This window comes from Acinetobacter sp. GQ146 (assembly GCF_059758585.1).
The window spans coordinates 385,344-397,639 of the sequence record NZ_JCAXDV010000001.1; the positions used below are offsets into that span (position 1 = coordinate 385,344).

Sequence of the window (12,296 nt, forward strand, 5' to 3'; positions counted from 1 at the left end):
ACTTTATTGCTATCACTAAATTTAAAGCAATAAAAAGCCTTGTACAGATGACAAGGCTTAAGAAAAAATCAAAATAATTAATCTTCAACGTTGTCGCTGTTGTTCAGCGACTGTTCCTCTAACAGGCGAGTGACGAGCAATTGGTCAATTTTAAAATGATCCACATCGACCACTTCAAATTTATAACCCGCATAAATAACGATGTCTGCTGGACGAGGAATTTTACGTAAGCGATACATCATAAAACCTGCGAGGGTTTCATAATTTTCTTCGTCAGGCATCTCATCTATTTCGAGTGCATGCTTCATATCCTCAATAGGAGTGCTGCCTTCAATGAGCCATGAATTGTTGTCACGTTTAATAATTTGCTGCTCTTCTTCCATTGGGGTAACCCAATCACCCATTACGGTAATCATGATGTCAGAGAGAGTAATTACACCTACCACAAGGGCATATTCATTAATGACTACTGCAAACTTTTCTTTGCTGGAGCGGAAACGGTCTAACAGTTCAGACAAGGTTAAGGTGTCTGGAATGGTTAGGACATTCCGGATGGTATTTTCGTTGAGCTGCAATAAAGATTGATTATTGAGAATACGAACCAGAATGTCTTTGGCATCAACATAGCCAATTACGTCATCAATATTTTCACTACAAACTAAAAATTTAGAGTAGGGGTATTCAGCCAATTTTTGACGAATACTGGCTTCAGATTCATTTAACGTAAAATACACCACGTTTTCGCGTGTCGTCATACTGGAAGGCACGTTACGTTCTTCAAGCTCAAACACATTTTCAATAAAGTGATGTTCTTGCTTTTGTAGAACCCCAGCTTGCGCACCAGCATCCATCACTGCGGAAATATCATCAAAGGTAATATTGTCATCACGGATGGTATTTACTTTAAACAGGCGGAAGAGTAAATTTGCTAAAGCATTGATAATCCATGCTAAAGGCTTACAGACCTTAATAAAGACCTGAATCGGATTAATCACCGCAATTGAGATTTTTTCAGGGGCGATCATTGCCAAGCGTTTAGGCATTAAATCGGCAAAAAGAATAAATAACGAGGTGACCAAGGTAAAAGAGAGGACGAAACTGATGGTTTCTGACCAAGGGCCTGTGTAGAAGCGAGAGACAAAAGTAAGAAAATAAGGCCGAAAGGCGCCTTCGCCCAAAATACCGCCCAAAATGGCAACGGCATTGAGTCCAATTTGCGATGCAGCAAAGAAGTCAGCAGAGTTTTCCTGTAAATCTAGAACTTTTTGCGCACGTTCTTCACCCGCTTCAGCCAGAATTTTCAATTTGACTTTGCGCGCGCCTGCAAGCGCAATTTCTGTAAGCGACAGAAAACCCGCTCCTGCGATGAGCAGAAAAATGATTATAATATTCTGGAAGAGGCTCACGAATCCACCTGCGGATCATCATTATTATGAAATATTTTGAACAAAAAAAGCACAAGGGGAATAATTTAATTAGTCCCGAAGTGCTTACAGTATAATCTCAAAAATTAAGAATTTAAGAAAAAATCTAATTAATAATGTGAAAATTGTGAGTTATTGAGTAAGAATTCACGATTTTCTTCCTCAATCATCTGGCGTGCAACGTATAAAATTAATTGGCGCAACCAGCGGTGTGCAGGGTGATGATGTAATAATGGGCACCATGCCATTTTTAATTCAAATTCTGGAATATAGAACGGTGGGTCTTTAATCAATAAGTTCTGATTTTTCGCCTGTAAACGAGCAATACGGGTAGGTAAGGTCGCAATCAAATCAACATTCGAGGCTAATAATGCTGGCATTTGATAATGACGCGTAAATACAGAAATTTTACGCTTTTGACCAATACGTTCCAGTGCTTGATCAATCCAACCTAAACCGGCTTGCTTTTCTGGATTTACACCAAAGCCAACTCCCATACCTGTTTTCGATACCCAAATATGTTGAGCATCCAGATAACTTTTTAAGTTCAGGTTGGTAGCGGCTGGGTGTTTGCCATTGAGTAGGCAAGAAAAACTGTCGCGCCAAACCAGAACCTGATGGAAACTTTGCGGTATTTCATTAAAACGGTTGATGGCTAGGTCAACTTTGCCTTGTTCCATATCACGATAAGACACGTCACTTGGCGTTAAAAAGTCGAGTACGACATTTGGTGCTTCAGAACGCAAGGCTTTAACTAGGCGAGGGACTAAAGTCGCTTCGGCATAGTCTGACGTCATAATGCGGAATACGCGATTAGAGGTATAAGGACGGAATTCGGTGCGTGGCTCTAAAATCATCGAAAGGTCAGATAAGGCATCACGAATGCGTGGCTGTAATTCCAGTGCGCGTTCGGTGGGTGTCATACCTTCAGATGAACGAATCAAGAGGGGATCATTAAACAGATTACGAAGACGACGTAAGATGTTACTCATTGCAGGTTGGGTGACACCCAATTGTTCTGCTGCACGTGTGACATTTTTTTCACGTAATAACACGTCAAGATAAATGAGTAAGTTAAGGTCGACCCGCTCCAGATTCATAAAATAAATACCAAGAATAAACTTATGAAATTATGTTGATTATGCCATAAGCTGTAAGGCTTGTGTAGAAAATATGATGAAAAAGCGCGTTTGGATTTTTATGATGAGCCTGCGCATAGTATAGGAAAATGACAACAGATAAAAGCCTGATCTAAACCAATATCATCCCTTATGCGGAGGAAAGAAAATAAGTCATATAGTTGGAATGCCAAGCTGAAAATAAAAAAACTGAAGTGAACTGAGCTGAAGGTTGCATTTATTTTATACGATTGTATTTTAATTATAGTGGCAAAATTAAGTCCATTTAGTTGCGCTATTTCATCCCCAAAAATAGATTTTAAGGCATGCGAGACTTAAGTCTAATGCTGAATATTTAGCCATTTTTTGTAAATTGTAAGTAATTCTAATTTTTCTATATTATTGATATGTAATATAATTATTGATTTTTATTTGCAATATAATACGACTTTGATCTATACATTTATTAAATAAATACCGAAAATTACTTGAGGATATTGGATTAATTTGACAACTCAATCTAATCTGTATTCATCGTAATGAAGTGTTGTAAATCTGAACAAAAATCATTATTCAGATTTTACTGCTTCAATTGATGAAATCCTAATATTATTACAGGAAAATATCATGACTACATACCAAACAGCGATTGATGCAATCCGCGAATTAAAAGCAAAATTCGGTAACACTTGGGCAGACATCAGTCCTGAAGATGCTGCGCGTATGCAATTGCAAAACCGTTTCAAAACTGGTTTGGATATTGCTAAATACACAGCTGCGATTATGCGTCGTGATATGGCTGCTTATGATGCCGATTCAAGCAAATACACTCAATCATTAGGTTGCTGGCACGGTTTCATCGCACAACAAAAAATGATTGCGAACAAAAAATACTTCGGTACTACTGAACGTCGTTATATCTACCTTTCTGGTTGGATGGTTGCTGCTCTTCGTTCAGAATTCGGTCCACTTCCTGACCAATCTATGCACGAAAAAACTTCTGTTCCTGCATTAATCGAAGAAATCTACACTTTCTTACGTCAAGCTGATGCTAAAGAATTAAACGATTTGTTCCGTGCGCTTAAAAAAGCACAAGAAGCGGGTGATACTGCTAAAGCTGCTGAAATCACTGCTCAAATCGACAACTTTGAAACTCACGTTGTGCCAATTATTGCGGACATCGACGCTGGTTTCGGTAACGAAGAAGCAACTTACTTACTTGCTAAGAAAATGATCGAAGCGGGTGCTTGTGCGCTACAAATCGAAAACCAAGTATCTGACGCTAAACAATGTGGTCACCAAGCTGGTAAAGTAACTGTTCCACACGAAGACTTCATCGCTAAAATCCATGCATTACGTTATGCATTCTTAGAAATGGGTCTTGACGACGGTATTATCGTTGCGCGTACTGACTCTGAAGGCGCTGACTTGACTCAAAAAATCCCAGTGGTTAAAGAGCCAGGCGACATCGCTTCTCAATACATCAGCTACTTAGACACAGTTGAAATTGATATCTCTGAAGCTCAAGAAGACGAAATCTTGATCAAACGTAATGGCAAATTACACCGTCCTAAGCGTTTAGCTTCTGGTTTATACCAATTCCGTGAAGGTACACAAATTGACCGCGTTGTACTTGACTGTGTAACTAGCTTACAAAACGGTGCTGACCTTCTTTGGATCGAGACTGCAACTCCAAACGTTGACGAAATCGCTCACATGGTGAACCGTGTTAAAGAAACAGTTCCAAATGCGAAACTTGTTTACAACAACTCTCCATCGTTCAACTGGACTTTAAACTTCCGTCAACAAGCTTACGATCGTTGGGTTGCTGAAGGTAAAGATGTATCTGCATACGACCGTGCTAAATTAATGAGCGCTGAGTATGACAACTCTGAATTGGCTGCTGAAGCTGACGAAAAAGTACGTACATTCCAAGCTGATGCTTCTCGTGAAGCGGGTGTGTTCCATCACTTGATCACACTTCCAACTTACCACACAGCTGCTCTTTCTACGCATGAGCTTGCTCAAGGTTACTTCGGTTCTGAAGGTATGTTGGCTTATGTTGCTGGCGTACAACGTAAAGAAATCCGCGGTGGTATCGCTTGTGTTAAACACCAAGCAATGGCAGGTTCTGACATCGGTGATGATCACAAAGAAATCTTCTCTGGTGACAACGCTCTTAAAGCACATGACGATGCTAAAAACACGATGAACCAATTCGCTGCTCACTAAGCCGCGAACTGATTCGAAAAACCCTGCGTAAGCAGGGTTTTTTTTGCTGAGTCTGACAGAATTGTGGAGCAACTGTTTGGGGCTGATGAGCCGATGGGCGACAAGCCACTTAGACCCAAGACCATAAGCCAATCCTAGTATGCTTTTCTTTTCATAGACCACTGAGATGGCGTTTAAATAGTGATTAAATTTTAATGGTGAGTTTTATTTATTAACCAATTGAAATATATAAAATATTTTATTGATCTTGTTTCTGTAATTCAGTTTTATTTGTTTTTAAAAAGTTTTAAGCCCAAGATGAATCATGAATAAAGAGATATTTGCTTACAAAACAGTCGTTGGGATTTACGGTTATAAAATTTAGAGCACCCTAAGAATTTAATTCCAAATTCACTGTTATAGCATGCATTTCTGATCAGAATAATTACCATATGAAAATCTGCTCAGGATTTAGCAATTGAATTAAAAAAATCAAAATTAACAATTTATACATTTATATATTAATAGCCTGTTTTTTGTACTTATGGCTCTTTTTTTATTCAAATAGATTGGTAGAATTCGCTGTCTTTTTTTGTTGATTCTGGTGTTGCTGTGTTTGAGAAGTTGGCTGAACAATCTTTAGCATTGATGGGTTGGAAGACAGATGATCAGTGGCCGGAAGATCTAGAACAATGTGTGATGATTGCTGCACCACATACCAGTAATTGGGATGCACTCTATGCGCGTTTAGCCTTAAAAGCACTTGGGGTAAATGTCCGAATTACCATTAAAGACAGTTATATGAAATTACCATTTGGTCCTTTTGTGCGTGCTATGGGCGGCATTGGTATTGACCGTCGCCCGAAGAAAGCAGGGGATGCTCGACCAAGTATGGTTGAACTGATGACTGATTTATTCAAAACTCACCCGAAGCTGGTGATGTTGGTAACGCCAGAAGGTACACGCTCGAAACAAGAACAATGGAAAACGGGCTTTTACCATGTGGCAGTAAATGCAGGCGTGCCAATTGCACTGGCTTATATGGATTATGTAAAAAAAGAAGCGGGCGTCGGAAAAATTGTTTATCCCACTGGAAATTATGAGCAGGATATGCAAGAAATCATGCGGTTTTATGCCAGTATTCAGCCGAAGTTTCCAGAAAAATTCAGTATCGATACACGATATCTCAATCAGCGAGATGCTTAAACTCCAGCACTATCAAGCAAGGGCAGGTTTTACTGCCCTTGCTTATATGTACAATCACCACGTGATGGGATTATCGACTTAAGCCGCCTAAAGACTGGCAGGCTGCCTTATAATGTTCATATTCGGCGGAAATAATATCCGGCAAGGGTTCGGTAAAGAGAATATCGCCATCTTTATAACTTTGTAGATAACCTTCCACTTTTTGACGGCTATTGCCTAAAGCGCGTTCATGGTAAGTAATAATAGGGCTATGCATCATCTGGCTCGTTTCAATATTGTGACATTGAAAATGGGTGAGCAGTTTTTCGGCTTGTTTTATTTCTTGACTGGTACCGAGAGCACATCCTGATAAAGCCAGAATGCAAGTGATAAGAGGAAGGCGTAACATTGTATGCGGTGTAGTAATAAATTGAGCAGCATTGTAAGTGTCAATGTGTTTGGAATAAATCTTTTTAATCGGTTGCAGTACTTCTTTGCACGTAAACTAAGCAGTAATAAATAAAAAGAGCGACAGAGAGCGCCAAAAAAATCTATTTGAATAGTCAGTGTAATTCGAAAACAGTAATATAGATTGGACTCCATTGCTGGTCCGACTTTATGAAAATTGTGGCTGATGAAAATCTAGCGTTTACGGATTATTTTTTTGCAGAATTTGGTTCAATTGAACATGCGGCAGGGCGAAATTTGCAGCATGCAGATGTTGTGGATGCTGATGCCCTGTTGGTCCGTTCGGTGACCAAAGTAAATGCAGAATTGATTCAAAATACCGCTTTGAAATATGTTGGCAGTGCCACAATTGGTACAGATCATCTTGATATAGCCGCGTTAAATGCAGCAGGTATAACATGGTCGAATGCCGCAGGATGTAATGCGCAGGCCGTGGCTGAATATGTGATTACCGCTTTATTGCATTTGAGATCGGAACTGATTACTGCTCAGCAGACATTTTGTCTCGGTATTATTGGCTTAGGTAATGTGGGATCACGTTTAGCGGCAATGGCTCAGCTTTTTGGTTGGCGGGTGATTGCGTATGATCCATTTGTTCAATCTCAAGATGTCACACAAGTCGATTTTAGTCAGTTATTGCAACAAGCCGATGCTATTTCGATTCATGTGCCCTTAACTCAAGCAGGGGCTTATCCAACTTATCATTTGTTTAATGCGCAGGCTTTTGCAGAAATGAAGCCGAATGCCATTTTGATTAATTCCGCTCGTGGTCCTGTGGTTGAAGAAATTGCTTTAATGGCCGACATACAGCAAACAGGCCGCCAAGTGGTACTGGATGTGTTTGAGCATGAACCAGAAATTTCGGCTGAACTGTTGAATATGTTGAGTTTGGCCACGCCACATATCGCAGGGTATAGCTTGGAAGGCAAAGCGCGTGGCACGCAAATGATTTATGATGCCTTCTGTCGAGTATTTTACTACAGCAATAACAAAAAGTTTGAAACCCAATTACCGAGTTGCGAACAATATTTCGCACATGCCGATTTCAAAACAGTAATCTCACAATACCTCAAACAGATTTATGATATTGCGCAAGATGATGCGCAGTTGAGAGCCTGCGTGCGGGATGGAAAAGTTGAGCAACTCGCTTTTGATGCTTTAAGAAAAAACTATCCGCTGCGACGTGAATGGGCAGCTCATGGAGGTCCACAGGCATGAGTCAAATTCACTATCAGCCGACTTGTGATCTGGCTGCAATGCAAGCCCGTGCAAAAATGTATGCTCAAATCCGTCAGTTTTTTGCAGATCGCCAAATCTTGGAGGTTGAAACACCGATTTTATCTCAAGCTGGTGTAACCGATGTGCATTTGGCTTCTGTACAAGCACAGCGTCATGTGCAGGGCAAACTGGCAACGCATTATTTACAGACTTCGCCTGAGTTTGCGATGAAGCGCCTACTGGCAAGTGGCAGTGGGGCAATTTACCAGATATGCAAGGTGTTTCGCGATGATGAGCATGGTCGTAAACATAACAGTGAGTTCAGTATGCTGGAGTGGTATCGTCCGCACTTTAGCCTGCAAGATTTAATGTTTGAGGTCACGGATTTATTAAATTTGACTTTGGCACAACGTTTTGGTGAAATTCGTCCAACCATCTTAAGTTATAAACATGCCTTTATGGATCGCTTGGATTTAAATCCATTACAAGCCAGCCTTAAACAGCTCCAAGATTGTTGTCAGCGTATGGGGCTCAATCTGGATTTGGGTGAGGATCGACTCGGTTATATTGATCTTTTGTTCTCTCATTTTGTTGAACCAAGTTTAGGTTTTGACACAGCGGTTTTTTTAACAGATTTTCCACCCGAGCTGGCTTCATTGGCGAAAACCAAGCAAGATGAAGACGGTGAGCTGGTTGCAGCTCGCTTCGAGTTATATATCGAAGGTTTGGAACTGGCGAATGCCTATGATGAACTGATTGATGCAGAAGTATTGCGTCAGCGTTTCGAGGCGGATAATCAAGAGCGTGCGCAGCTCGGATTACATGTGATGCCGGTAGATGAATACTTATTGGCAGCGTTGCCGCAGATGAGTGAATGTGCGGGGATTGCATTGGGGCTGGATCGTTTGTTGATGATTGCAACCCAAAAAATGCGTTTAGAGCAGGTCATCACTTTTCCTGCTCAGGTTTCATAAAAGTTAAATGATGCTAGATCAAAAGCCCTCACCAAACCAAGTGAGGGCTTTTTATTTTATTCAGCAGTAGGAGGGGCGGCGTGTTGTGCTTTATAGGTTTCTAAGGCTTGAATCCGACGTTGAATCAGCATTTCACCAATTTCAGAGCCTTGAATTTCAGGTGGCAAATCTTGTGCTTTAATGCCGCGTACAATTTCCATGGCATTCCGTACATAAGCCGCTTGTGGATATTCCCGGTCTTCTAGCCCTAAACGCCCTCGCGAATCACATTCACAGGCTTGAATAAAGGCTTCAACACGTTCAGGACGGCGCAATACATCTAAGCGCTGTAATAAGCGCCACAATGTTCCCGGTTTGAGTGCTAAAGCCTGATGGCATTTGAGATGTTCCTTACAGACTGCTAAAGCCAGTTGTTTGGTTTGAGTCGGTACTTTTAAGCGGTCACAAACTTCGGTTACAGGTTTGATGCCACGTTCTTCGTGCATAATATGGCGCGGTAATTCATGCGCGGGAGTCAGTGCTTTACCCAAATCATGAACCAGTACGGCAAAACGAACATCCAGTGAGTAATTGGCTTTGCAGGCTTGATGTAATGACATGAGGGTATGAATGCCACAGTCAATTTCGGGATGATACTCAGGGCGCTGCGGAATACCAAATAAGGCATCAATTTCAGGAAATAGAACTTTTAAAGCACCACACGCGTGTAGAACTTCAAAATAGATGTCTGCATGCGGTTCCATGAGTGCACGAGAAGTTTCCTTCCAGACACGCTCTGGCGTTAAGGCATTCAGTTCGCCTGATTCCGCCAATTCCCGCATTAAGTCTAAGGTTTCAGCGGCTATGCTAAAACCTAAAGGTTTATAGCGTGCGGCAAAACGCGCAACACGTAATACACGAAGTGGATCTTCTACAAAGGCTTGTGATACATGGCGCAGGATTTTATCATTTAAGTCCTGCTGACCATCATAAGGATCATAGACTTGACCTTGCTCATCCATGGCCATGGCATTGATGGTCAAATCACGACGAATGAGATCATCTTCTAAACGAACGCTCACATCCGTATAAAATTCAAACCCATGATAACCCTGACCTGACTTACGTTCAGTGCGGGCCAATGCATATTCTTCTTTTGTTTCTGGATGTAAAAAAACCGGAAAATCTTTGCCAACGGGTTGATAGCCGAGATCAAGCATTTGTTCTGGTGTAGCACCAACAACAACATAATCTTTTTCGTGATAGGGGTGTCCGAGTAAGTGATCTCGTACTGCACCGCCTACTAAATAAACTTGCATGAAAAAACCTCTATTCTTCAAGCAATCATGCTACAGAATAGAGGTTTTCTCAAGTCAATAACTTGAGCTTTTCACTAAAGATTAAAGTGCTTCAGTTTCAGCTTGCTGAATTTCAGCTACAGTTAAAGCCGTCATATTCACAAGACGACGAGTTGTGGTCGTCGGAGTAAGGATATGAACTGGTTTTGCTGCACCCAATAAAATAGGACCGATAGTTACGTTGTTACCAGAAGTCGATTTTAATAGGTTGAATGAAATATTCGCAGCATCAAGGTTTGGCATAATTAACAAGTTAGCCGAGCCTTTGAAACGTGAGTTCGGGAAGGCAAATTGACGAATGGTTTCGTCCATTGCAGCATCACCGTGCATTTCACCTTCAACTTCAAGTTCAGGTGCAATTTCACTCAAGATTTCAAATACTTTACGCATTTTTTGCGCGCTTGGATCATTTTGATCTGAACCAAAACTTGAGTGTGAAAGTAGTGCTACACGCGGTGTGATACCAAAACGACGCACTTCTTCAGCAGCTAAAATGGTCATTTCAGCCAGCTGTTCAGCTGTTGGATTACGATTGATGTAAGTGTCAGCAATGAATAGGTTGCGGTCTTCAAGCATTAACGCATTCAGTGTAAAGAATGAGTTGTGACCTTCTTTTAAACCAATGACATTTTTCACAAAGTCTAAGTGAATGTCATAGCTTGAATACGTACCACATAACATACCATCCGCAAGCCCGTGTTTAACCAACATACCTGCGATTAAGGTAGAACGACGACGTGCTTCACGATGTGCGTATTCAGGTGTAACCCCTTTACGTTGCATGATGTCATAGTAGTCTTCAGCAAATTTTTCGTAGTCAGGGTTTTTCTCTTGATCCACAATCGTAATGTTTACACCGTGTTCAAGACGTAAGCCTAACTTTTTAATGTTTGCTTCAATAACCGCAGTACGACCAACTAAAATTGGTTTTGCAAGATCTTCATCCACCGCAATTTGAACCGCACGAAGTACGCGTAGGTCTTCACCTTCAGCATAAGCAATACGTTTAGGATCTGTTTTTGCTTGCGCGAAGATTGGCTTCATCATGAATGCAGAGTTATAAACAAACTCAGACAAGCGTTGACGGTAAGCAGAGAAATCTTCGATTGGACGAGTCGCTACACCAGAATCCATTGCTGCTTGCGCAACTGCTGGTGCAATTTCAAGAATCAAGCGTTGATCAAGTGGGCGAGGAATCAGGTAGTCACGACCAAATGATGCAGATTTTTCACCATAGGTCGCAGCATCTGCTTCAATGTGTGCCATACGTGCGATTGCGTATACGCAGGCAATCTTCATTTCTTCGTTAATGGTGGTTGCACCAACATCAAGTGCACCACGGAAGATGTATGGGAAGCAAAGCGCGTTGTTGACTTGGTTCGGATAGTCAGAACGACCTGTCGCCATAATCACATCTGGACGAACTTCGTGAGCGTGCTCTGGTAAAATCTCAGGATCTGGGTTTGCCAATGCAAAGATGATTGGATCATTTGCCATTTCCTTAACCATTTCTTTGGTTAAGATGCCCGCAGCAGAAAGACCAAGGAACATGTCAGCGCCAGCAATTACATCTGCCAGTTGAGTGCCTTCGATATCTTGTACGTAGCGTTTTTTCGAGTCGTCTAGACCTTCACGTTTTGTAGTTAACAAACCGCGTGAATCCGCAACAATGATGTTTTCTTTCTTCGCACCAATCGCGCAAAGTAAATCTAAACATGAAAGGGCAGCAGCACCCGCACCAGAAGCCACGATTTTGATTTCATCAATTTTTTTGCCATTTAACTGAAGTGCATTCAGTAAAGCAGAACCTACAATGATAGATGTACCGTGTTGGTCATCATGGAACACAGGAATGTTCATGCGTTCACGTAGTTTGCGCTCAATATAGAAACATTCTGGGGCTTTAATGTCTTCGAGGTTAATACCGCCAAATGTTGGTTCTAATGCCGCAACAATATCCACGATTTTGTCTGGATCATTTTCAGCGATTTCGATGTCGAATACGTCAACACCAGCAAATTTCTTAAACAGTACGCCTTTACCTTCCATTACAGGTTTTGACGCTAATGGACCGATGTTGCCTAGTCCAAGTACAGCAGTACCGTTACTGACAACGGCAACTAAGTTACCACGAGCAGTATATAGGGCTGCAGTTGAAGGGTCGCGTTCAATCTCTAAACAAGGAGCAGCAACACCTGGAGAGTAAGCAAGGGCTAAGTCATGTTGGTTGACCAGCTGCTTACTTGGTGTAACACTGATTTTACCTGGGGTTGGAAACTCGTGATAATACAAAGCTTGCTGTTTTAATGATTGATCGTCCATCTGAATCTCGTTTGTTACTGAGTGGTCCAGCGAGGCTGG

9 protein-coding genes are annotated in these 12,296 nt (G+C 41.4%); 4 read left to right on the top strand and 5 right to left on the bottom strand.

The genetic code is table 11. The features are described 5' to 3' along the window. Window positions 1–77 precede the first annotated feature (77 nt). Complete coding sequence (gene paeA, locus AC6CHI_RS01795) at window positions 78–1,406, bottom strand: polyamine export protein PaeA (RefSeq protein ID WP_458890761.1); 1,329 nt, start codon at window positions 1,404–1,406, stop codon at window positions 78–80. Between the two features lie 128 nt (window positions 1,407–1,534). Further along, window positions 1,535–2,524 (bottom strand): LysR family transcriptional regulator, encoded by a 990-nt coding sequence (locus tag AC6CHI_RS01800; RefSeq protein WP_458890760.1) that lies wholly within the window; start codon window positions 2,522–2,524, stop codon window positions 1,535–1,537. A gap of 645 nt (window positions 2,525–3,169) precedes the next feature. Here AC6CHI_RS01800 and AC6CHI_RS01805 point away from each other — a divergent pair. Both AC6CHI_RS01805 and AC6CHI_RS01810 read left to right on the top strand, forming a co-directional pair. Beyond that, complete coding sequence (locus tag AC6CHI_RS01805) at window positions 3,170–4,774, top strand: isocitrate lyase (protein WP_498119183.1); 1,605 nt, start codon at window positions 3,170–3,172, stop codon at window positions 4,772–4,774. 591 nt (window positions 4,775–5,365) lie between these two features. Continuing rightward, entirely contained in the window at window positions 5,366–5,959 is a 594-nt protein-coding gene (locus tag AC6CHI_RS01810; protein WP_498119184.1) for a 1-acyl-sn-glycerol-3-phosphate acyltransferase, read from the top strand. 70 nt (window positions 5,960–6,029) lie between these two features. Here the strand turns inward: AC6CHI_RS01810 and AC6CHI_RS01815 are convergent, their stop codons facing one another. Beyond that, entirely contained in the window at window positions 6,030–6,218 is a 189-nt protein-coding gene (locus AC6CHI_RS01815; protein WP_458890757.1) for a hypothetical protein, read from the bottom strand. Between the two features lie 338 nt (window positions 6,219–6,556). On the opposite strand from AC6CHI_RS01815, the gene AC6CHI_RS01820 reads away from it, so the two are divergent. Both AC6CHI_RS01820 and epmA read left to right on the top strand, forming a co-directional pair. Next, window positions 6,557–7,624, top strand: coding sequence for a 4-phosphoerythronate dehydrogenase (locus tag AC6CHI_RS01820; protein ID WP_498119185.1), 1,068 nt, complete (start codon window positions 6,557–6,559; stop codon window positions 7,622–7,624). Next, window positions 7,621–8,598 carry an EF-P lysine aminoacylase EpmA gene (gene epmA, locus AC6CHI_RS01825; RefSeq protein WP_498119186.1) on the top strand — a complete coding sequence of 326 codons (978 nt, stop codon included), beginning with the start codon at window positions 7,621–7,623 and terminating at the stop codon, window positions 8,596–8,598. The genes AC6CHI_RS01820 and epmA overlap by 4 nt, the downstream gene beginning before the upstream one ends. Before the next feature lie 56 nt (window positions 8,599–8,654). Here epmA and AC6CHI_RS01830 read toward each other — a convergent pair whose 3' ends face one another. Beyond that, window positions 8,655–9,896: a multifunctional CCA addition/repair protein gene (locus AC6CHI_RS01830; RefSeq protein WP_498119187.1), complete on the bottom strand. Its 1,242-nt coding sequence runs from the start codon at window positions 9,894–9,896 to the stop codon at window positions 8,655–8,657. A gap of 81 nt (window positions 9,897–9,977) precedes the next feature. After that, a complete protein-coding gene (locus AC6CHI_RS01835) occupies window positions 9,978–12,257 on the bottom strand; it encodes an NADP-dependent malic enzyme (protein ID WP_458890752.1) in 2,280 nt (759 codons plus the stop codon). Window positions 12,258–12,296 lie beyond the last annotated feature (39 nt).

Coding starts and splice junctions, on each gene's coding strand:
- AC6CHI_RS01805 (WP_498119183.1), top strand. CDS start 3,170: ATGACTACATACCAAACAGCGATTGATGCAATCCGCGAATTAAAAGCA.
- AC6CHI_RS01830 (WP_498119187.1), bottom strand. CDS start 9,896: ATGCAAGTTTATTTAGTAGGCGGTGCAGTACGAGATCACTTACTCGGA.
- AC6CHI_RS01815 (WP_458890757.1), bottom strand. CDS start 6,218: ATGATGCATAGCCCTATTATTACTTACCATGAACGCGCTTTAGGCAAT.
- AC6CHI_RS01820 (WP_498119185.1), top strand. CDS start 6,557: ATGAAAATTGTGGCTGATGAAAATCTAGCGTTTACGGATTATTTTTTT.
- AC6CHI_RS01800 (WP_458890760.1), bottom strand. CDS start 2,524: ATGAATCTGGAGCGGGTCGACCTTAACTTACTCATTTATCTTGACGTG.
- epmA (WP_498119186.1), top strand. CDS start 7,621: ATGAGTCAAATTCACTATCAGCCGACTTGTGATCTGGCTGCAATGCAA.
- AC6CHI_RS01835 (WP_458890752.1), bottom strand. CDS start 12,257: ATGGACGATCAATCATTAAAACAGCAAGCTTTGTATTATCACGAGTTT.